This is a genomic window from Pradoshia eiseniae (assembly GCF_002946355.1).
In the GTDB taxonomy this organism is placed as follows: domain Bacteria; phylum Bacillota; class Bacilli; order Bacillales; family Pradoshiaceae; genus Pradoshia; species Pradoshia eiseniae.
In genome coordinates this window covers 1-21,708 of sequence record NZ_PKOZ01000015.1, presented here as the reverse complement: position 1 = coordinate 21,708, position 21,708 = coordinate 1, and the positions used below count along the sequence as shown (strand labels likewise).

At 40.7% G+C, this 21,708-nt stretch carries 20 protein-coding genes and 2 riboswitches; of the genes, 6 read left to right on the top strand and 14 right to left on the bottom strand.

Annotation, left to right across the window (positions count from 1 at the left end):
• Positions 1-94 precede the first annotated feature (94 nt).
• Complete coding sequence (locus CYL18_RS16380) at positions 95-1,633, top strand: hypothetical protein (RefSeq protein ID WP_104850589.1); 1,539 nt, start codon at positions 95-97, stop codon at positions 1,631-1,633.
• Positions 1,634-1,680: 47 nt separating this feature from the next.
• Here CYL18_RS16380 and CYL18_RS16375 read toward each other — a convergent pair whose 3' ends face one another.
• The gene (locus CYL18_RS16375) at positions 1,681-2,148 is read right to left on the bottom strand and encodes a nucleoside deaminase (RefSeq protein WP_104850588.1); all 468 of its coding nucleotides are present in this window, start codon (positions 2,146-2,148) and stop codon (positions 1,681-1,683) included.
• 270 nt (positions 2,149-2,418) lie between these two features.
• Positions 2,419-2,500: riboswitch (glycine riboswitch) on the top strand.
• Between the two features lie 127 nt (positions 2,501-2,627).
• Between CYL18_RS16375 and CYL18_RS16370 the strand changes: the two genes are divergently transcribed.
• Positions 2,628-3,992, top strand: a complete 1,365-nt coding sequence (locus CYL18_RS16370) for an amino acid permease (RefSeq protein WP_104850587.1) — start codon at positions 2,628-2,630, stop codon at positions 3,990-3,992.
• Positions 3,993-4,163: 171 nt separating this feature from the next.
• Here the strand turns inward: CYL18_RS16370 and CYL18_RS16365 are convergent, their stop codons facing one another.
• The 8 genes from CYL18_RS16365 to CYL18_RS16330 all read right to left on the bottom strand — a co-directional run bounded on the left by CYL18_RS16365 (position 4,164) and on the right by CYL18_RS16330 (position 13,360).
• On the bottom strand, positions 4,164-4,661 hold the full coding sequence (locus CYL18_RS16365) for an HIT family protein (protein ID WP_104850586.1): 498 nt from the start codon (positions 4,659-4,661) through the stop codon (positions 4,164-4,166).
• 16 nt (positions 4,662-4,677) lie between these two features.
• Positions 4,678-5,577, bottom strand: a complete 900-nt coding sequence (locus CYL18_RS16360; protein WP_104850585.1) for a M23 family metallopeptidase — start codon at positions 5,575-5,577, stop codon at positions 4,678-4,680.
• Positions 5,578-5,708: 131 nt separating this feature from the next.
• On the bottom strand, positions 5,709-6,698 hold the full coding sequence (gene bsh / locus CYL18_RS16355) for a choloylglycine hydrolase (protein WP_104850584.1): 990 nt from the start codon (positions 6,696-6,698) through the stop codon (positions 5,709-5,711).
• Positions 6,699-6,873: 175 nt separating this feature from the next.
• Positions 6,874-7,653, bottom strand: coding sequence for a response regulator transcription factor (locus tag CYL18_RS16350; protein ID WP_104850583.1), 780 nt, complete (start codon positions 7,651-7,653; stop codon positions 6,874-6,876).
• A gap of 1 nt (position 7,654) precedes the next feature.
• Positions 7,655-9,334 carry a sensor histidine kinase gene (locus CYL18_RS16345; RefSeq protein WP_104850582.1) on the bottom strand — a complete coding sequence of 560 codons (1,680 nt, stop codon included), beginning with the start codon at positions 9,332-9,334 and terminating at the stop codon, positions 7,655-7,657.
• Between the two features lie 152 nt (positions 9,335-9,486).
• Positions 9,487-11,142 (bottom strand): ABC transporter permease, encoded by a 1,656-nt coding sequence (locus CYL18_RS16340; RefSeq protein ID WP_104850581.1) that lies wholly within the window; start codon positions 11,140-11,142, stop codon positions 9,487-9,489.
• Positions 11,132-12,241 carry an ABC transporter ATP-binding protein gene (locus CYL18_RS16335; protein WP_104850580.1) on the bottom strand — a complete coding sequence of 370 codons (1,110 nt, stop codon included), beginning with the start codon at positions 12,239-12,241 and terminating at the stop codon, positions 11,132-11,134. The genes CYL18_RS16340 and CYL18_RS16335 overlap by 11 nt, the downstream gene beginning before the upstream one ends.
• A 72-nt stretch (positions 12,242-12,313) precedes the next feature.
• Positions 12,314-13,360 carry an ABC transporter substrate-binding protein gene (locus tag CYL18_RS16330; protein ID WP_104850579.1) on the bottom strand — a complete coding sequence of 349 codons (1,047 nt, stop codon included), beginning with the start codon at positions 13,358-13,360 and terminating at the stop codon, positions 12,314-12,316.
• 399 nt (positions 13,361-13,759) lie between these two features.
• Positions 13,760-13,859, top strand: a riboswitch (guanidine-I (ykkC/yxkD leader).
• Between the two features lie 49 nt (positions 13,860-13,908).
• Here CYL18_RS16330 and CYL18_RS16325 point away from each other — a divergent pair.
• Both CYL18_RS16325 and CYL18_RS16320 read left to right on the top strand, forming a co-directional pair.
• Positions 13,909-14,250, top strand: a complete 342-nt coding sequence (locus tag CYL18_RS16325) for a DMT family transporter (RefSeq protein ID WP_104850578.1) — start codon at positions 13,909-13,911, stop codon at positions 14,248-14,250.
• The gene (locus CYL18_RS16320) at positions 14,250-14,564 is read left to right on the top strand and encodes a DMT family transporter (protein WP_104850577.1); all 315 of its coding nucleotides are present in this window, start codon (positions 14,250-14,252) and stop codon (positions 14,562-14,564) included. The genes CYL18_RS16325 and CYL18_RS16320 overlap by 1 nt, the downstream gene beginning before the upstream one ends.
• A gap of 89 nt (positions 14,565-14,653) precedes the next feature.
• On the opposite strand, the gene CYL18_RS16315 is transcribed toward CYL18_RS16320, so the two are convergent.
• Both CYL18_RS16315 and CYL18_RS16310 read right to left on the bottom strand, forming a co-directional pair.
• Positions 14,654-14,962, bottom strand: a complete 309-nt coding sequence (locus tag CYL18_RS16315; RefSeq protein ID WP_104850576.1) for a nucleotide pyrophosphohydrolase — start codon at positions 14,960-14,962, stop codon at positions 14,654-14,656.
• A 127-nt stretch (positions 14,963-15,089) separates the two neighbouring features.
• A complete protein-coding gene (locus tag CYL18_RS16310; protein ID WP_104850575.1) occupies positions 15,090-16,751 on the bottom strand; it encodes a M4 family metallopeptidase in 1,662 nt (553 codons plus the stop codon).
• A gap of 195 nt (positions 16,752-16,946) precedes the next feature.
• On the opposite strand from CYL18_RS16310, the gene CYL18_RS16305 reads away from it, so the two are divergent.
• Positions 16,947-18,131 carry a hypothetical protein gene (locus CYL18_RS16305; RefSeq protein WP_104850574.1) on the top strand — a complete coding sequence of 395 codons (1,185 nt, stop codon included), beginning with the start codon at positions 16,947-16,949 and terminating at the stop codon, positions 18,129-18,131.
• A 54-nt stretch (positions 18,132-18,185) separates the two neighbouring features.
• Here the strand turns inward: CYL18_RS16305 and CYL18_RS19635 are convergent, their stop codons facing one another.
• From CYL18_RS19635 to CYL18_RS16295, 3 genes are all read right to left on the bottom strand, one after another.
• Positions 18,186-18,311 (bottom strand): hypothetical protein, encoded by a 126-nt coding sequence (locus CYL18_RS19635; protein ID WP_269089198.1) that lies wholly within the window; start codon positions 18,309-18,311, stop codon positions 18,186-18,188.
• A gap of 85 nt (positions 18,312-18,396) precedes the next feature.
• Positions 18,397-19,323: a ketopantoate reductase family protein gene (locus tag CYL18_RS16300; RefSeq protein ID WP_104850573.1), complete on the bottom strand. Its 927-nt coding sequence runs from the start codon at positions 19,321-19,323 to the stop codon at positions 18,397-18,399.
• Between the two features lie 111 nt (positions 19,324-19,434).
• Entirely contained in the window at positions 19,435-20,295 is an 861-nt protein-coding gene (locus CYL18_RS16295; protein ID WP_104850572.1) for a DegV family protein, read from the bottom strand.
• Between the two features lie 644 nt (positions 20,296-20,939).
• On the opposite strand from CYL18_RS16295, the gene CYL18_RS16290 reads away from it, so the two are divergent.
• Positions 20,940-21,572, top strand: coding sequence for a hypothetical protein (locus CYL18_RS16290; protein ID WP_104850571.1), 633 nt, complete (start codon positions 20,940-20,942; stop codon positions 21,570-21,572).
• The last annotated feature ends 136 nt before the right edge of the window (positions 21,573-21,708 follow it).

Here is a 21,708-nt window from a genome sequence, read left to right as displayed (position 1 = left end):
ATTGGCTATCCCTTCCTTTACAGTAAGCAATTACACTTATATCTGAAAGATGGGCATATTAAAATTTAAGTAACAACACTCAGGATGTGATGCTGTGAAAAAGACACTTTTCCTTTTCCTCCTCCTTGTGGGGCTCATTCTTCTGGCTGGCTGCTTCCACAAGTCAGACCGATTGACCGGGCAGGTACAAAGTATCTTAGATAACGAAATCACCCTCGCACTTGCAGGTGACATTACGAAAGATGAACAAATCATAAAGTTAAATGGCAAAGAAACGGCGATAATCGCTGATGCTGCTACACGAATTCTGATTGAGGAGGATGGCAAGACGAAAGAAGCGGTCCTAAATGATATCCAAACAGGCGACATCCTTTCAGTCATTGTCGATGAAGATGATAAGACCGCCATTAAGATTAGATTAAAAATTGACTGGACGGCCAAATCCCAATCAGGAGCTATAGCTAAGCAACGCTCCTTATCGAGCCGTTATGTTGTTGCAGGAAAAAGCATCAAATTAACAGATGAAGCAATCCACTCATCAGCCGCAGATGAAAATACGCTTCTCATAGAGGGTAATGGCACTCTGACTGCAACCAATATTTCCATTACTAAATCAGGCGATACAACAAGTGAAGAAGACAGCAGGCTTTATGGAGTTAATAATGCTGTTGCGGCGATTAATGGAAGCGGGCATTTAGAAGGATGTACAATCCATTCAGAAGCAGAAGGAGGGACTGCTCTTTTTTCCTCCGGTGAAAATGCCAGCTTAAACCTAGCTGATATCTCCATCATAACTACAGGAGGCTCGGCCAAGGGGCTCTATGCGGCTAACCAAGGAACCATTAAAGGCCAAGATATTAGTATTATGACTAATGGTGCCCACAGCGCTGCTGTAATTGCGGATGGAAAGAACAGCGTTGTCAAACTCAATGACTCCACATTGACAACAGCTGGGGAGGACTCCCCTTGCCTATTTTCTGCTGGCACCATTCAAGCAGACGGGGTCCTAGGACTGGCCAGCTCCTCTCCTGCCGCCATCGTCGAAGGAACAAATACCCTTGCCATTTCAGCCTCAGACATAACCGGGACCGGAAAGTATGGCATCATCCTCCATGAGGGCAAGCTTAATTCGGCTAACAATGGCCTTGCACGCTTTTCAGCCAAAGATAGCCTTCTGGGCACAACGCAAGACGAGGCGATGTTTTACGTAACGAAGACGGATGCAGAAGTATCTATCATAAATACCGAACTATGCTTTGAGTCAGGTATTCTTATCAAGGCGGAGGATTCAGGCAATATCGCCTTCAAAGCCCATAAACAAACCTTAACAGGAGATATCATCTGTGATCATACGAGCACGGTTTCCTTAGAGCTTAAAAAAGGCAGCTGCTTTAAAGGGGCCATCGATGCCGATCATACAGGAAGCGCAATCCTGGTGCTGGAGAAGGGAAGCTCCTGGTATATGACAGATGACTCTTACATCAGTATATTGAACAGCGAGCAAAAAGATTGCCGTAATATCGAGTCAAACGGCCACACCCTCTATTACGATTCAGAGGAGGAAGAGAATGGCTGGCTGAATGGCAGGACACACGACCTCCCTGGCGGCGGCAAGCTAACACCCGCTCCTTAATTAAAAACAGAGGAGCCATTCTCATGTGTGAGAATGGCTCCTCTTCATCAGTAAATGCTCTTATTTGCTTGAGCATATTCCTTAAACAGTTCAATGCATTGGACACGGTCCAATTCTTCTAGCTGGAGAATAGACGAATCATTCAAATCCTTCTGTATGAATCGGTAGATGAAGTCATCCCTAAACCCGATTGCCTCTGCATCCTTTGGGTTGCAGCCGTAGTACACCTGCTGAATATTGGCCCAAATGATTGCTGACAGGCACATCGGGCACGGAAACCCCGTCGCATAGAGCACACAGCCTGACAGATCATGCGTGCCCAGCACCTCACCTGCTTTACGGATTGCATTGACCTCCGCATGTGCTGAAGGATCATGATCCTTCAGCACCGTATTCGAGGCAACAGCGATTACCTTTCCGGTCTTATCAATAATGGAGGCGCCAAACGGCCCTCCATAATTCTCATTCATCGTTCTCCTTGCTTCAGCTATCCCATATTTCATCACATCATCCATATCATGCCCTCCCAATCCAAGCCTATTTTCTTAATCTATCTAGTCCATATATTCATATCTCTACAAAAATCTTATGCCTCTTCATCCTCTTTGTCAGTAAAATTGACAGACAATCTCACAATGGATATTTCGACAATTTCGGATTTAATCAATTGACCGTCTTGTCTATCCTATGATAGACTTCCATTATTCTATAAAAACGAATGGGAACCATTTCCCTATAAAACTGGATACTAGTAAGCGTTGAATGCCGTGGATCAAACTATGGCAGGAGCGGCTTCTGGAGAGACTGCACAACAATGTGCAGCGCCGAAGGATTCATAATCTCAGGCAAAAGGACAGGAGAGTAGCAAGTATTGCATTGTTATTTTTCTAAAATACCCTTTAGAGATTGGATTCTGTCCAATCTCTTTTTTATTTCTCGAGGGACTCAACTTTATCCGGTACATTCTACCTAGACCATGCGGAGGCGAAGAAACTTGAGACAACAAGAGTTAAAACGAGATTTAAAGAACAGGCACGTACAATTGATTGCGATTGGCGGCACAATTGGAACCGGGTTATTTTTAGGGGCTGGTAAGTCAATTGAGCTTGCCGGACCTTCTATCATCTTTTCCTATCTATTGATTGGCATTGCTCTATTCTTTGTAATGAGAGCCTTGGGGGAACTGCTTTTATCCAATACTGGATACACATCCTTCACAGAGTTCGCCGCGGAATACATTGGACCGTGGGCTGGATATGTGACAGGCTGGACCTATTGGTTCTGCTGGATTATGACAGCAATGGCCGATATCATTGCAGTCGGTGTTTACATGCAATATTGGTTTGACATCCCTCAATGGATTCCTGCATTTGCCTGCTTGGTTATCCTCGTCGGGCTGAATTTATTATCCGTCAAGCTATTTGGCGAATTGGAGTTTTGGTTTGCTATTATCAAGGTCATCACGATTCTCGCTTTAATCGTGGTTGGAATTGTATTATTAGTTATAGGATTTAAAACAAATACGGGAACTGTATCCCTATCAAATATTTGGAGCCATGGCGGCATGTTCCCGAATGGAGTTCAAGGCTTCCTGCTCTCCTTCCAGCTCGTCGTCTTTTCATTCGTGGGAATGGAGCTTGTAGGGGTATCAGCGGCTGAAACCGCCAATCCGCGCAAGAACATCCCGTCTGCAATCAATAAAATTCCTATAAGGATTCTCTTATTCTATGTCGGAGCCATCATCGTCATTCTGGCCATCAATCCATGGACATACTTGAATGGAGACAGCAGCCCATTTGTCGGTGTATTCACCCTAATCGGCATACCGGTTGCAGCAGGCATCATTAATTTCGTCGTGATGACATCAGCGGCGTCCGCCTGTAACAGCGGCTTATTCTCTACAAGCCGTATCCTGCACTCTTTAAGTAAGGATGGCTCCGCTCCGAAGAGAGTTGGCCGGCTGAATAAGCGGGCAGTGCCTAGCAATGCGTTATTCCTATCCGCCATTGTCGTGTCTATCGGAGCCTTATTAAGTAAGATCATCCCTGAGCAGGCGTTTACGATTGTGACGACCATCAGTGCTATCTGTTTCATCTGGGTATGGAGCATCATCTTGATTGCTCATATCCAATACAAGAGGACACGTCCAGAGCTTGCTGAAAAGTCGACTTTTAAGGCCCCATTAGCTCCATATATCAATTATGCGGTCATAGCGCTATTTGCTTTCGTGCTAATCATCATGTTATTTGCCGAAGCAACAAGGCTCGCTCTCTTGCTGACGCCAATCTGGTTCATCACCTTACTATTCTTATACAATCGCAAGCAGAAAAAGATAAGAATCTTAGACAGCAAGATTTAACGCGAAGAGCCCGTGTCTTATTAGAAGAGACACGGGCTCTTATTCACTTTATTTATTCAATCCTGACTTTAGCATGAATCCATCAATCATCAACGGACTTGGGCGGCGTACCGTGATGATTTGCACGTAAATCATTCCTACCATCCGTAAATCTCAAAGAATATGATACATTTAGGAATCGATCTGTTTTTTCAATTCAGCCGTTAGTCTTTGAATTCCGCTGAGCATCTCTTCCCTGCTCTTCCCATCATTCATTTGTGTACGTGCATGAAGCAGGACGGGTCGCACGGACTCAACCGATCGGCCGAATCGTTCCATCCAAGGATAACGTGGCACCATCCATGTATGGAAATGATGGGTGGTATCCTCATTGTAGAAATAATAGACATGCTCTATCCCAAGAGCTGCTCTCTGTGCTCCCCTGATTTTCGCCAGAAAGCTTATGTAATCCTGCCGCTCCTCTTCAGTCAGTTCATCTAGACTAATGACATGACGCTTTGATGCCACAATCACAAGCCCCTTAATGGGATAGGCGACATCCTGGTGAGCGTGAAAGTGAGCTGTTTCGCCAATTACCCCGCCATCAGGCTCAACCAATCCGCTTGTTAAGGCACAGCTCAGGCATTTGACCTCAACCGTTTCTCCATTTGATAAAGTAATCGTTCGCAAAATTCATCAGTCCCCTTCACCACACCAGACTGTTTCGTACAAGGAAACTCCCATTAAAGGTGATAGGTATGCCTACCCCATCCCGCTCGGCATGGATATGCACATGCGGCTCTGATGTATTGCCGGAGTTACCGACAAGTCCAAGCTTCATCCCTGCTTCAATCTCATCTCCAGCATCAACCGTCAAGCTGTCCTGCTGCATATGAGCGATCAGCACTTCTGCGTCTACACCCTCGCATTGCAAAATTACATGATTTCCCGCTGCCTTCTCAGGATTCGTGTTTGGAGGCGTTAAATCTGGCAAATCCTTTTCAACTTCCGTCACCTTCCCCGTGCATGGATTGTAGATGGCTTCACCATATATTCTGTATTTGGAAAGCTCCCCAGGATAAATACCTGTAGCCCTCACTCCCCATCTATCGAGTTTCACGATATCGAGCGCATACTGCTGGCTTTCATAAGCATGATGGTAGTTAAGCTGAACATGTGCTCCGCCCTGTCCGATATAATAGGCTCCATTCTTCAGCGGAAACTCAAGCTCAATCGCCTTCTCGCCTGCCGAAAATCCGCTGAGGGCCTGCACATTATAGAATCCAAATACAAACACCAAAAATACATAGAGGACGAATGACCACTTTTCCCCTTTATCAAAAGCTACCTTGACCGGTTTGTCTCGGACCTCCATATAGGAAAAGATTAATGCCCCTATCAGTAGAAGAACCCATACATAACGAAGATAATAACTGAGGAAATCCCATGGAGCCGTCATGAATAACCAGCTTATATAGAGTGTCGTGAAAAGAGCCTGCACCAGCCAGTCAAGCTTACTCTTCCTCGTTCCTCTCCAAAGGGTGATAACGAAAAGCGCCGGCAATACTAATTGAAAGAAAACAATTTGGATTATCGTTATAATCATCCCATTCCCCCTAAACCGCTAATATGCTTACCTTCTACTTATACGATTCAACTTAGGAATGGTTCCTTTTTCCAGGTGATTTACAACGAATAATATGGCCTGGCACTGGCAACCTTTAACCGGTTAACCCATCAATTCTCATAGCGGATGGCTAGCGCATCTCGGTATGGAAAGACTTTTATTTCCGTGCTATCGAGATCCTCCTTATTCATATCTATCGCATTGATCTGTAAATTATTATATGTCGTATAATAATAAACCCCTTTTTCGAGGCACATACAGGAGGTGTATTGGGTAATATCATAATTTTGATGATTGGTCATGACAGAGCCTCTCACCATGGAAACATTATTTAGGATGCGGAAGAACTCTACAATGCCTGAATGTTCATCATTGCCTAGAGCTGCATTATTCCTAAGAAAAGCAGCTTTCACAAATCGAGAGGTCGATAGATAATCGCCTGGCAGCCCTTGCGCTCCCGCTCCAACCCCTAATAGCTTTAATTGTTCATCGCCCCAATTTATTTCCTTCGGCTGATGCGTGCTAAGCCCTAAATATCTTGATAGATTGGTGATATGCCAATCAAATGTAGGTGAATTCGTCAGAACACCAACATGATTCGTAAATACCCGGAGTCCCTCCTCCGTTTTCTCAATGACGAGGCATTCGCCCTCCTTATCTGTAACCATCCAATGCAGCGTGGGAATCGGTATATTTTCATTAAGGGACTTCTCAACAATACATACATCAGCTAATACAGGTCTAAGCTGTTCAATAGATTCAAAATTGCTTACGACCCATAAAATAAAATCAGAGGGCGCAATATTGATTTTGTCTTCAGCTAAATCCTTCTCCCAGGCAGCATATCCTTCAAAATTCAAGCCCGCACAAGCCAACCCCTTCTCATTGAAGGCTTCTGCAAACATCGGATGTTTGTCCATAATTGTCCCCATCCCTAAAATGGCATACTTCGACTTTACCGCTTCACCTGTCGCGATATGGGTATATTCAAACCCTCTAGGTACCAAAATAACGGATTGTTTAAAGTTATAATCCAAATCCATATTGCGGCCAAATAAATGATTGCCCTCTATTGTTCTCAATGTTAAAGCTGTACACATCTATATTCGCTCCTTTTTAACATACTGTTCATCGATTATCCTCTCTCAATATGAGCCAAATATGTTAAATAACAGGATTTACTGTGTACTTTTATCGTTGTATTCGTTCGTATTAGTTCTAAAATCAACTTACGTATTGACCAAGTACATTTAATCAAGCGATAACCTGCAAGGGTCACCTCATTTTTTGGGTAAATTCTGTAGGTGCAATGCCAATATATTTTTTAAATGCTGCATTATATTGCTTATAGTCAGAAAAGCCTACCAACTCGGCGATCTCGTATATCATATAGTTTCCTGACAAAAGATACGGAATAGATACTTTAATACGATGCTTATTAAGATAATGATGAAACGTTTCTGCAGTTTCTTTCTTGAAAAGCCTGCTTAAGTAGCTCGAGCTAATGGCCAATTCACCAGCTGCATCCTCAATGCTAATCCGCTTAGCATAAAATTCATTTATAAATTCCAAGGCCTTTTGTGTATAGATACTTAAATGATCCTTCCTGCCGCCCTCCTGCTCCAATTGCGATAATGGCTGCAAAAGAACCGCCTGCTTTAATAATGAGTCCTTTCTTCTCTTTTCCACTAGCTTCTCCCTCGCGCTTTCGACAACTGTTCGCAGATTATCTCGATCAACAGGTTTTAGAAGATAATCAAAGACTTGTAACTGAATGCTCTTTTTCGTAAATCCAAAATCACTATAGCTAGTCAGAATGATAGTTTCAAAATCGTGAAACTTCAAAGCTTCTTCAACCATCGTAATTCCGTCCATTAATGGCATCTTTATATCTGTAATGACCAAGTCCGGACGTAATTCCTTAATCTTCTCTAAACCCTGCTGGCCAGTCGTTGCCTCTCCAACTATTTCCGCCCCCATGCTATTCCAATCAATGGTGTATACCATTCCTTGACGAATAATATCCTCATCCTCTACAATCAGCGCCGTTATCATGTTAATTAACCCCTTTAACTATAGGAATCCTCACCACAATTAAAGTACCCCTTCCCTTTTCACTATAAATTTTCAACCCGTACCTATTTCCGTACAGCAGCTGAATCCTTCTGTGAACATTATAGATACCGATATGATTACTTTGATTATTCACTTCTTTAAGACCGCTCTGAATGACAGCTATTTTCTCTCTGTCAATCCCTTCTCCATTGTCCCGAATAATAAGATAAACATTTCTCTTTGTACTTCTGATGACCACATCGATTTTTAGATGCATTTTTGTAAAGCCATATTTTATGGAGTTCTCAATCAATGGCTGTACAATTAGTTTAGGTATCAGGTAATTATTAGCCTTTTCCTGAACGTTTATTGTATATTCCAGCCTTTCACCAAAACGGATTTTCTGCAAAGTAAGATAATCGAATAAATAGGAAGTATCATTATGGATTTTATTTAATTGCATCTTATTATCTAAACTATATCTCATTAGCTTTGAAAGAATGATTATCAATTCCTCTGCTTTTTCAGGGTTAATTTGAATCATATATTTAATGGTTTCAAGCGTATTAAACAAAAAATGAGGATTAATCTGCGTTTCTAATTGCTTGATTTCTGCCTGGGATGTTCTCTCCACGGATTCTTTATTTTTCTGAATGAGATTCTCAATATCTCTTAATAACTGTTGCAGATACTCTGCAATAACCAAAAACTCATCCTTTTTCTTCATGCTGATATTCTGCTTGAAAAGGCCTTTCTTAGCCAAATGAATCATACTTAGCAATTGATCAATTGAAGCCATTTTCTTTCTCGAAATATAATTCGCAATAAAAACTGTCCCAATCGTTATCAATAAAAAGACGGCCAATAATGTCAATAGTCCATATTTATAAATTTTTTTAAAGAGCCCCACATAAATAATGGCATTCACTTCAATCGTGTCATTCAATACAGCTGTCTTATTTATCACATAATCTTCTGATTCTGATGCATTCAACTTACCGGATTGCGTTAGGAGCATTTCATTAGACGTTAAGACGCTATGGCCATATTGGTCAGTAATAAGAATATCCGTATAGTGAACATTATTGATTAACTGACGAAATTGATTTTCTAATAGATTAAAAACGATGTATCCGGTTAACCGCCCTTCCTTGCTATAGATGGGATTTGCTATATTATAAAAGATTCTATCGTTTTCTAAATTTTGTTTATTCGGGTACATAATGCTTCCTTGAAAAAAACCAGCCTTTAACTTTTTATTCAAATACCAGACGGCATTCTTATGATTATCTGCTGGAGTTTCTACCCAATTGGTAGCGAGAACATTATCCTCTAAATCTATGACTGAAAATAGACTTTTGAAATTATTTGAATTAACCGACTTATATAGAGATTCGTACACTTTTGAGCGATATTCACTGGATGCTTCCAATCGACTGATATCAATTTGTCGCGATAATATCTGACTCTGCTCTGAAAGATAAGAGAACTTATGAACGACTTCCTTAGCAACATGTTCACTCTCAGATACATTATTACTTTTGATTGACTGGTAGCTTAAATAAAAGAAGAGGTTATAAAAGAGAATCGTAATTAACAGTACAGGAATTACGCCAATTCCTACTAACGAGTTCCTCAGCTCCTTTTGATAGAACCTCGTTACCTTCTCAGATGATTCCAAATTTCCACCCCACTTTTTCCTAGCAACGCAGCTTGTAAGTTTACACTGGATTTTCCATCCACCACTCTTTTAAAATAGCATATTTTTCCATCCAATGACAAAATGAACTGCTAAAGTAAAAAGACAACCTCAATAGTTGTCTTTTCAGGCGCCTATAGACTAACATCCCTTGAACCTGTCAATTTAAAGAATATAAGCAATGAGATAATAGTAGTGACCGTCAGAATAGTCGAGAGAGCAGCTGCTGTCCCATAGCTCGCTCTTATGACTTCTGTATAGATGGCTACAGACATCGTTCGTGTATTGCCGGTAAATAGAATAATGGATGAGCTTAATTCATTTATTACGGTAATCCAGCTCAATAAAGCACCTGCAAGCACACCCGGCATCATAAGCCTTGCGGTGATATTGATAAACGTGCGCATCGGGGAATATCCTAAGCTTATGGAAGCCTCCTCCATACTAGGACTCAATTGATAAATAATTGCAGCACTAGACCTCATCGTATATGGCAGTCTCCGGATAATGAATGAAACAATTAGAATAGCTGCTGTCCCGCTTAACAATAATGGAGATTTATTAAAAGCTAAAAGTAAGGTAATCCCTAAGACGGAACCTGGAACAATATACGGAAACATGGCTATCGTATCAATAAAGGATGTAAAAAAGGTCTTCCGTCTGACAGAAGCATAGGAGATAAGCATGCCAAGGATAATAATAATCGCAAGAGCGATAATGCCGTACAAAAAGGTATTAAAGATGGAATCTCCCATCCTATCTAGAATCCTCCGATAACTTTCTAACGTATATCCTTCTATAAACATCGAACCCTTCGTTTTTAAGAAGGACGTATAAATAACTGTTGCTTGAGGAATGATTGCCAATCCAACAACCACATAAATAAATAAGTGAGTAAGGACATTCTTTGTTCCATTTATCTTTTTAGGCTGAATGGGCCGTAAAGAACTCATTTCATAGGATTTTTTATTAACCACATATTTTTGCCCTATAAAAATAATAGCCGTAATGAAAACCATGATTGTTGCCAATGCTGCGGCAAAATGGGCATTGCTTCCTACTTCACTGATGAACTCTGAATAAATCAGAACCGGCATGGTTGAATATCCTTCACCAATTAACATCGGTGTACCAAAGTCGGCCAGCGCATTCATAAACACAAGCAATGATCCTGCTAATACTGTTGGAAGAATAAGCGGTAATATCAAGGTATAAAGCTTCCTTATTCCCGTAACCCCTAAGCTTTCAGCAGCCTCGCTCAAGGAGGAATCCAGTTTCTTCAACGCTCCAGACACATAAAGATATATAAATGGAAACAACTTAAGGGTAAACACCAGCAAAATTCCGCCAAATCCATAGATACTTGGCACGGTGATGCCTAAATGTTCTTGGAAGAACTTTGATACTACCCCGCTTCTGCCTAAAAGTAGAATCCATGAATAGGCTCCAATAAACGGCGGTGATAAAACGGAAATAATGATTAACACTTCAATAATCCCTTTTCCGTATATTTTGATGGTTGACATTAAATAAGCAAGAGGCACTCCTATCAATATCGACAAAATCGTAACAGAAATTGTGACAGCAAAGCTGTTGAACAGAGATTCATAGTAATATCTCTTCTCGAAAAAACTCATATAATGTTCCAGTGTTAATTGGCCATCATTTCCCTGAAAGCTGCTTAATAACAATGATCCTAATGGGTAAATCAGAAATACAGCAAAAAACAAAAAGATAATTAGTACGGCTATATTCCAGAAATCCATCTTGCTAATTATCTTATTCCACATATCGATTCACTCCGGAAATAAGATTTTCTTCACCATCTCGGCTAAATACATTTATCTTTGCAGGTATAGCCTTTAGAAAGATATCGTCATCTACATTTAAAAATTGATTTGTTTGGTTAGTATCTTGCGAGTATTCAATACTTTCACCCGAATCTAGCAGTAATTCATAATTAATATATTTGCCAAGGAAGTTACGATGCTTTACCCTTGCATGCAATCCGCTTCGGTCATTTGCCATTACAAATTCCTCAGGACGAATGGCAACTATAACCTCTCGGCCATTGATGGCTTTGCTTGTTAGATTATCCAAGTTAATTCGATAATTCTCATTCATTTGGACAAACTTTTGATTATTTTCTTCAATAATGGTCGCTGCAAATAAATTGGAATGACCAATGAAGGTTGCAACAAAAAGGTTAACCGGCCGCAGATAAATTGTATCTGGATAACCAACCTGTTGAATGATACCATCCTTCATAACCGCAATTCGATCAGAAATAGCGAGCGCCTCTTCTTGATCATGAGTGACATAGACAGTTGTGATATTGACATCCCTTTGAATTTCGCTAATAGCCCGCCTCATATCAATACGAAGTTTAGCATCTAGGTTTGAAAGAGGTTCATCCATTAATAATACATTTGGATGTATGACAATTGCTCTTGCCAAAGCAACCCGCTGCTGTTGTCCCCCTGATAACCGACTCGGCAGCCGGTCTTTATATTCGGTAATCTTGACTGTTTCAAGCATATCCTCTAATCTTTCCGTCATTTCCTTCTTACCTATCTTCTTATTTTTTAATCCATACTTAACATTGTCATATACAGTCATATGCGGAAATATCGCATAATTCTGGAATACCATTCCAATATTTCTTTTGTGGACAGGGATATCATTGATTACTTGTTCATCAAATGAAATCGTCCCACCGTCAATGCTATGAAACCCTGCAATCATGCGTAGCAAGGTAGTTTTGCCGCACCCCGAAGGTCCTAGCAATGTAAATAATTCTCCAGGTTTTATGGTTAAACTCAAATCAGGAATAACTGTATTCTTATCATAATCCTTCCGAACATGTTCAAATTTAATTGATGTACTCAAGTTGTTCACTCCCTTTATTAAAAGAGCATAAGCAGCTTTCCTACTCATGCTCTTTTGTGCGTATGATTAATTTTAATTACTAGTGAAGATTTCTTTATATTTATCTAAGATGGATGCTTTATTTTGATTTGACCACTCTTGATCATCTTCAATAAGTTTAATTTCTGAGAGCGGCTTCATCCCGATATCATCTTTTATTTTTACTGTTGAGAGAACCGGTCTTCTGCTTAATTCATTAGCTACCATTGTTTGAGAATCCTCATTAGTGATAAAATCAACAAACTTTTTGGCGTTCTCCATATTTACTGCATTTTTTATAATTGCCACTCCATCAGGTTTAACAATCGTTCCTTCTTTAGGATAGACAATGTCAATCGGCGCTCCGTCATTGATGTAATTAACAACCGGCTCTTCAAATGTTAATCCAACCGCATACTCGCCGTCTGCAACACCTTTATAGGTTGCAGAAGAACCGCTTAATAATTTTTGATCGAGATTCTTAATCAACTTTTCTTCATACTCCCAGCCTTTTTCCGGATCCCCATTCCCCATCGCATACAACTGGTTGATTACTTGCTCAAAGGATGATGATGATTTAGAAGGATCGGCGAATGCAATCTTTCCTTTTAAGTCTTTGTCCAGCAAATCAGCAAAACCTTCTATTTTCTTGTCGCCAATCAAATTTTTGTTTACCATAATAACACTAGGCACTAAGGAGAAACGCGTAATATATCCGTCTTCATTCTTATATTCATCAATGACCTTATCCTCATTCGCAGACTGATACTTCTCGAAATAATCCACATATGGCTCTAGTGAGGATAATGACCCTCCCCACATTACATCACCTAGCGGATTATCTCCTTCTGCTTCGATTCTCTTCAACAGCTCACCAGCACCTGCGGAAATTACCTCAACTTTTATGCCAGTTTCAGCTTCAAATTCTTTTATTAATGGTTCATTAAATTCGATGGGGTTTGGAGAATAGACGATTAACTCTTTACTTTCCTTCCCGTCGCCGCTCGCCTTCTCATCCTTATCAGATGAACAACCAGCTAAAACAGTAAAAATACTTAATACGATAAATAATAAGAACGAAAGATACTTTGCCTTCTTCATCAATATAGTCCCCCTTTTTTATGTTCCTGTTAAATCTCACAAACTTAGAATGGCTTTAACAAAAACTATACCTTCAATCAAATCGTAAACGCTTACATACCTTTCAACAATCCATAATACTGACATTAATATCCGAAAAAATGAACTTGTTCACTTTAATTTATGGTCTGCTTGTCAAATCACAGCCTCAGATAAGGTGATATGACATGGAAATATATTTAAATAGCTGAATTACATTGAATGATATGTGTATATGTGGTCGGTTATTAAGAAGGCATCTTTTCTGTTATTCTCGCTAAAATTCCCCTTTGACATAGCTGAAGCCATTTCTGATTGCATAAAGATTTTTCACTTGATTAAAAAGGAGAGTTTCGTATAATGAAAGGAATTAAATCATTCGAATACGTTTTCTAGGGTTCCGCAATCGCCTTGATTGGCCTGGTCCGAGAGAAAACTCACAGCAATTGCTGTGCCACGGAGGGATAAAAGCCCGGGAGATACTGTTTACAGCTATCTCTCGGGCTTTTTTGATTTTAGGAGGTATTGAAATGAGCAAGGAGTGGATTAAAGTATTTATTGCTGCAGTCTTTGAAGTGCTTTGGGTGATAGGCCTGAAGCACTCAGACAGCCTTCTGGACTGGGCCGGAACGATTGTAGCAATTGTCATCAGCTTTTACGGATTGATTATGGCCGGCCGAAAACTGCCAGTTGGTACCGTCTATGCCGTATTCGTCGGTCTTGGCACCGCAGGGACGGTCTTTTCGGAGGTTCTTTTCTTCGGGGAGCCATTTAAAGCGGAGAAAATCTTCCTCGTACTCGTCTTATTGGCAGGCGTGATTGGATTGAAGCTCGTCACAGATGAAGAGCCTAAGAAAGGAGATGAGTCCTAATGGCATGGATTTCATTAATCTTGGCGGGAATTTGCGAAATGATTGGCGTGGGGATGATAAACAAATGGCATCATGATCGGAATTGGGGCTCGCTACTTTTCCTGATTCTAGGCTTCGGTGCAAGCTTCTTCTTCCTATCCATCGCAATGGAAACATTGCCGATGGGCACGGCCTATGCCATCTGGACCGGTATTGGCGCCTCAGGCGGAGCCATATTGGGCATGTTGATTTATGGGGAATCGAAGGATTGGAAAAGGATTTTGTTTATCTTCATGATCTTAGGAGCGGCTGTTGGGTTGAAGCTGGTATCATAATTTTAAAAAACACAATACCCTCAGGCGGAGGGACATTGTGTTTTTTGTTGGAGAATTCATATTATGTAGGTTCAGTCTTACTAACATGATTACTGATCAGATGGAGATGGAGCAGGATATTTCAAAGCGTTCTTCTCAAGCTTTCTGAGCGCTTCCTCCTCCAGATCAATATCCAATTTATCGGCCAGCTGCAAAAGATAGATAAACACATCTGCCATCTCTTCTTTTATATTCTGCCGTGATTCACGCGCAGCCTCCTCGCTATCTCTCCACTGGAAGTTCTCGAGCAGTTCATTCGCCTCTAAGGAAATCGAAATCGCCAAATCCTTCTCATTATGATATTGTCCCCAGCCACGTTCATCTCTGAATTCTATTACTTTTTTCATGACTTTTTCCATGTGCAATCCCACCCTGCTTTTTTAATTCTATGTAATCTACTTTATCATTTTGTCCAAAGAATGGTCCTTAATTATTCAAAAAAACAAAAACAGGCGGAAAGCTCCGCCTGTCTGTTTTGCTAGGTGATTAATAGATTCCTACCGCATCAAATCCTGCATTAGCAGCCGCCGTTTCCGCACTTCCTGCTCCATATAAATCGACCGCTGATTGTACAACTGCCTGGCGCGCATCGCTGAAATCAGAGTTTGCCGTCAGATAGACGGTTAAAGCGCGGTAAAAAATCTTTCCTAGCTTCTCTCTTCCAATCTCCTGGCCAATTAAGTAAGCCGCATGATTGGTAATGGAGGAGTTAACATGAACGCCGCCCCCGTCGACAGAGGTCGGCATATGATAGAACTCATCCATATGATCCGGATAGACGCCGCCATTTGTGCTGTAGGCCCGTCGCTGCTCATTGCTGACAACGACGCTGTTCGGGTTGCTCAAGCTTCGTAAGACGGTAACCCCGTCCGCTTTTGCCGCTGGGGCCATAATATCCTCGCCCATTTCCCAGTCATCATCATCCACAAGGGCACCAAATATATCCGCGAAGGACTCATTCAGCGCACCGGATTGATTGCGGTAAACCAAATTGGCCGAATGGCTGATAACACCATGCGTCATCTCATGGGCAGCAACATCAAGGCCGGCTGATAAAGAAATCATGAACTCCCCATCCCCGTCTCCATACGTCATCCAGCGCCCATTCCAGGAGGCATTATTATAATTGGTTCCATAATGCACCTTCGAAATAATGGCCATCCCTTCTCCATCGAGGGAGTTACGGCCATGCTCTTTCAGGAAATACTCATACACCTTTTCGGAATTATAGTGAGCATCAACTGCCGCTCTGTCATAATCTCCATTAAAGGCAGCAGAATTTCCGACATAAAGTGTATCATTGCTTGCCGTGTTATCATTTTTGGCATCATAGGTTTCAATGCCTCCAAGATTGGCATGGGCATAATCCGCCAGCGCAAACTTCGTGCCTGATTTCGGTTCCTTCACACGGGTAATATGCAGTTCCCTGCGTTCGCCTAGCACACCAAGGCCAGTACCTTTTTGTGTTTTAGGCTCATCCGCATGCATCATTGCGTTATATTGATCAATGACTTTTCCTGTTTTCGCATCAACGAAAACATACCAGTTTCCAGGCTCCTCACCCATGAAGTTCACATTGACCTTATAGGCTGTATAATTTTTTCCTTCGAAAGGATAGACAACGAGTTCTGAGGTTGGATCATATGTAAGCTCTTGAGAGGCATTGACAGAAGACTTGGCAGCTTTAATGGCTGCTTCACTGCTTAAGGAGACTTTTGTATCTACATTAGCTTCTGCAAGTGTCTGATTGGTCCTTCCATTCACGGAAACTACTTCATTGTCCTCATTGAAATGAACAACGACTTCTGCACCTTCCACATTCACTCCATTGATTGATTGATTAAAGCGAACATGGGTCATTCCCAGCTCATCCTTTTGAACATCCTTTACCTTCAAGTTCTTATCCGGATTGCTGAGACCTGTCTCTTCCTGGCTGTTCTTTAAGTACTTAAGAGCATTGGCAGGAGTGCTGGAGGAGAATCTCTCTGCGTGACGTTCCTTAACAAATAGAGGAACATTCGCCTTCTCATTCCAGCTCTTGCTCACTTTCTGTGAATCAACGGGTGCCGCAAAAACATTGCCCATCGGAATCGAGCTCAGCATCATGGCTGACGATAAAATGACAGGAACAATCAATTTCTTCTTCAATACCTCATCCCCCTATGTTAATTCCATTTTATTCATTATAAAGCGACAGCATTTAATTAGCATGAATATTTGGAATTATTTGTCTATATAGGTGCCATGGCTAATTAGGACTAGCATGGATGATGATATAGTTTCAATCTTCCGGTCCATATTATGGTAAAATTATATGAATTTCTATAAGGAGGTCTCATACATTTGGCATTCAAAAAAATCCATCATACTCATAAAAGCCGTATCCTCTGGAATTGGGTCGGCAGAATCTTTATGTATTTCGCTACAAGCCTCGTTGTAATAGGTTCTTTCCTTTTCTTTTGGTTCGCTTACATGATCTATAAGGATGGGAGTGTAATTGGGGCAACAGCCATGGCGACCGGAGCACTTATCTTATTTATAGCCGGCATCTTATTTATCCGGATGGTCACCCGCATACCTAGAGAGGATTATGGGATTGAATTGAAGGAGGACGGGATATATCAATACTTTGTCAATTTCGACCGTCAGGAAACGAAGGAACATTTCATCTCCTATGATCAGATTGAATGCATCTATCTTGGCCCTTCTGCTTTTAAAATTGCCAGAAAACCGTACTATTTTATTACGGTCCGTATTGTCTGGGAGTGGACGGAAGATGGGAAGAAAGGATACTCTTCAATAAGTGCGGAAACGAGAAAACAGCTTGAAGAAACCTTAAATAAATTCTCTCCGAATACCCCAATTAAAACAACAAACTATAACCTATCTTCTTATAACGCCTTTGCTTTGCATGAAATTTTCACAACAACTGAGTTGAATGATTTGAAAGACCGGTACCCGCTTGCTTTGCCATTCGAAGCTTTTCGAACACAATATAGTGCAGGACTTAGCTGGGAACCTGCCCCTATCAGGGAAAAACGCGAGCGGAGATATGCGAAGCTTGATAAATATGGAACGTTTTTCTACCGGCTGAGCTTGATTTACTGCTTCTTAGTCAGTCTTTTTTATGTTCCCAACTGGATGATAGACAATGGTCAATTTACTGACGATAACCTGTATGTTTTTCCGATTCCTTTGATGCTGCCACTCATGATTTTCTATTATTTCCGGGAAAAGTTCACGATTAAACAAGTCCTTACCCAATGGGCCTTTCTATTAGCTGCCTATTTCCTTGGCTCTTTAATTGGTTCCCTCCTTCAAGGAATGGATGCCAGCCTAATAAAAGCGATAGCTGATTATGGCAAAAATCTGCTGATAACGCTATTTTTCACGTTTTTCATATGTAAGTGCATATGGTTTTTCTTTTTCAGCATCATTCATTTCTTTAGGTTACTTTACCAAGAGACGATAAAGCCTAATCCGCGTAAACTAAGTGCACATTCTTCCCTAGAGGATGCGAAATCTTAAGGCTTACAAGAAAACAGGGATATGCCCCATCAAGGCTATATCCCTGCTTTCTTTCTACCGGCGCAAATTTTCCTGGTCCTTCATATGATTTTGCTGATCAGGCACTCGGCTTTTATCAGCAATACTCTTATTCTTCTTTTCTTCCTTAATACTTTCGTTCTTTTCTTTTTTGCTGGCCATAGTATCCATCCTGTTATTGGTGATTTTCCCCATATACATTTGTCAGAATGCATTTTTAGTAGATATCGGAGGGATTACATCTGGATTATTGAGCCGAATAGTGCATTTCCATCCTTCTGATTTTCTCATAGAGTTCTTCATTTACAGGAGTAGGCAAGCCATGCTTTCTCCCCATTTCGATCACTGTCCCGGCAAATAATTCAACCTCACTAGGCCGGTGTGCTTCGGCATCCTGTGCCATGGACGGCTTTCCGCTTGCTCCTAATGTTCCGAGTATATCCAGCCAATATTGAAGGTCTTCCTCTGTCAAATGGACACCTTCTTTCCCTGACAGGGCAATGACCTCTCTCATCGCTGCAATCATCGTGTCTCTCGCCCTACCTTCACATTGGACACCGCCATAATTCGTTTGATAGACGGCCACCGTTTGGTTGACGCCTACATTCAGCATGAATTTCCCCCATTGCCTTCTGTGCATATCCGTAACTAATTCATAGGGGATATCCATCTCTTCAAAGAAATCAGCGAGCTCCTTAGCCTTTGGTGACACGACACCTGGCTCCTTGGAACCAAAACAAAGCATGCCCATATTTTCATAGGTTAGTTTATTCCCACTCTTGACCGCATCCATTCCCTGTGCCACACAATATAATACCTTATCCATTCCGTACACATGACCAATAATGGATTCACTCGTAATTCCATTGAGCAGGGATAGGATGATGGTGTTCTCACCGACATGCTTCCTGACTGAGTGGAGTGCTTCATCCAACCCATTAAACTTAACAGAAATAATCAGTAGATCTGCCGGAGAACACTCTTCCTCAGGCGTAACATACTGAAATTCACAGAGTTCCCCATTACTATAGACCATCTCCTCCTCATACCGTGAAATACGGTATTGATCAGCGATGATTCTTAAATCCTCAAGCTTCATCCTCTTCGATAAATGATGGCCAAACAGCACTCCTAATGCTCCTAATCCGATGATTGATACCTTTTTGATTGCCATATTTCCCATGCCCCCTCAAAAGAACGATTCAAGAAAATTCTACCACATCCGCTAAGAAGACATAAAAAAGGCAGCGTCCAAAATTGGACTGCTGCCTTAACATAATCCGTTTTATTCACAAACCCAGGAGATCCCGAGTGTGCCAACCCCTGTATGAACCCCTGCCACAGGGACAAGCATCATTCGATCTGTCGGGATAGAGCTGAATTCTTCTTGTGCATTAATCAAATTCTCTAGTTTAATAGCATTCTCTTCAGCATCTGCATGTATGATCATTATTTTGCTAACCTTTGAGACCTCCATATCCTCGCGGAGCAAATCCAGCATATAATTAATCGCTCTCTTTTCCGTTCTCACCTTATCCCTAATTTTAGCTCCTTCAAACTCTACAGATAGGATAGGTTTGATATTGAGCAAATTAGCCAATAGGCGTGCACTTCCAGATACTCGTCCGCTTTTATGAAGCTGATTTAGATTGGCTGGTATAAGGAATATCCGTGTATTCGTTTTCATTTCCTCAATTTTATCGCAAATTTCTTCAGGACCAAATCCCTGATTAAATAACTCAATGCCTTTATTCAGCAAGTACGCATGGGGATAAGAACCAGTCCGAGTGTCAATCGCATACAGCTTAAAACCAACCTGTTCCGCAGCCATGACAGAAGCAGAAAAAGTACCGGAAAGTTTACTGGAGCAGTGGAAGGCTATTCCGCAATCATACTCTTCCTTCAGCTTTTCATATAATTCGATGAACTCGCCAACGGAAGGCTGGGACGATTGAAATGTGACAGATTCACTTGCCATTCTTTCATAGAACTGTTTATCCGTAATATCGATGGTTTCTTTATATGACTTACCATCAATGACGACTTGCAGCGGGATGACATTCAACTGGTTTTCCTTAATAAAATCTGCTCCCACGGTACATGTTGTGTCTGTAATCCAGGCAATTCTCGGCTGTTTTTGATTCATTGACTAAACCCCTTTAATTATTATTTGGCATTCGAATATAGCACAACGATTAACCCATCAAAATACATAGTTTAGATTACTACATAGTAAATGTATTACAACTACTTTTTACAGTCAATAAACAGTAAGAAAGTTTCTATCGATCAATTAACTATATAAATAGTGATAATGAGTTAAATAGCCTCGATATAACATTTTTAAACAAATAGAACCAAGTGTCTAGAAATGCAATTATGGAGATATTTCACTTCAATTATAATAAAAAATCTTAGCCTTAGAAAGAGTTGCCGCCCTATTTCAGTATAAGTTTTCAATTTAAAGCAAGAACCATGGCTCTGTCGTATAATTATGACCAAAAAGTAAATTAATTCTACTTAAGGAGCAATTTAGTTAATTAAAGAAACTCTTTGAATTATAATGATAATTACATTCTAAAAGTTTTTCTTCATAAGAAGTCACTTAGACATTAGTAAATCAAAGATACAAAAATAGAATAATAAACCTCTCAGAGATGCATGGTCATGATACCTAAAAGGACTTCCTTATTCCATGTACTAAGATGAAGCACTTGGCATTTATTTCGTTTTACTGAAGCATCGTGGAACTCAAGAGGATTATTAATACTACTAAGAATGAGGGGTAGCATGAGGATATCAGTCAAAAAAATCACCCGATACTTCAAAACAGACAAAGAATTATTCTTCGAAGAATTAAATGATTACCGGCAATCATTAGATGACGCAATAAAAGCCCTTGAGCAGGACATTCAAATTCTACGATTAGCATTAGCCAAACATAGAGCATTGGGCAAGTCCTTGGTTGAGCAAAAAAAGAGCCTGCACGTCCGAATGCAGAGTATCAATAAAATCATCATCCAGTATGTAAAGATGGGAAACGATGAAGCCGCCAAGGATATGGTCCGCGAAAAAGTAAAAGAACAGCAGAAATTACAAAGCCTAAATGAAATATTAGATTTGCAAAACCAACGAATCCAAGATTATCAACTTCGGCTTAAAAAAGTCATTTCCATACTAGATAATCATAAAAGGAACAGGGCTGCTTTTTTGATCAAACAGCAAATAGCCATTCAGGAATTAACAATTTCGTGCAAATTAAACAAGAAAAGCTGCAAGAAACACATAGAAAGAATCCAAAGAGAAATCCTCGACAAAGATAGCTATCAATCAATCGACTTAATGGAAGACACACAAATAGACGGCTTAATTGAAAAAGAACTTTCCCATTTTAAAATGAATTATGCGGCAAATAATTTGTAATGAATTAGCCAGAAAGGCAACCCAAACCTCGGTATTATGACTGCATCAAGAGCTGATATTGAAGTGCACCCCAAATGTTAGACAAATCATCTAACATTTGGAGGTGCTTTTCTTTTGGCTAAATTCACTGAAGAGG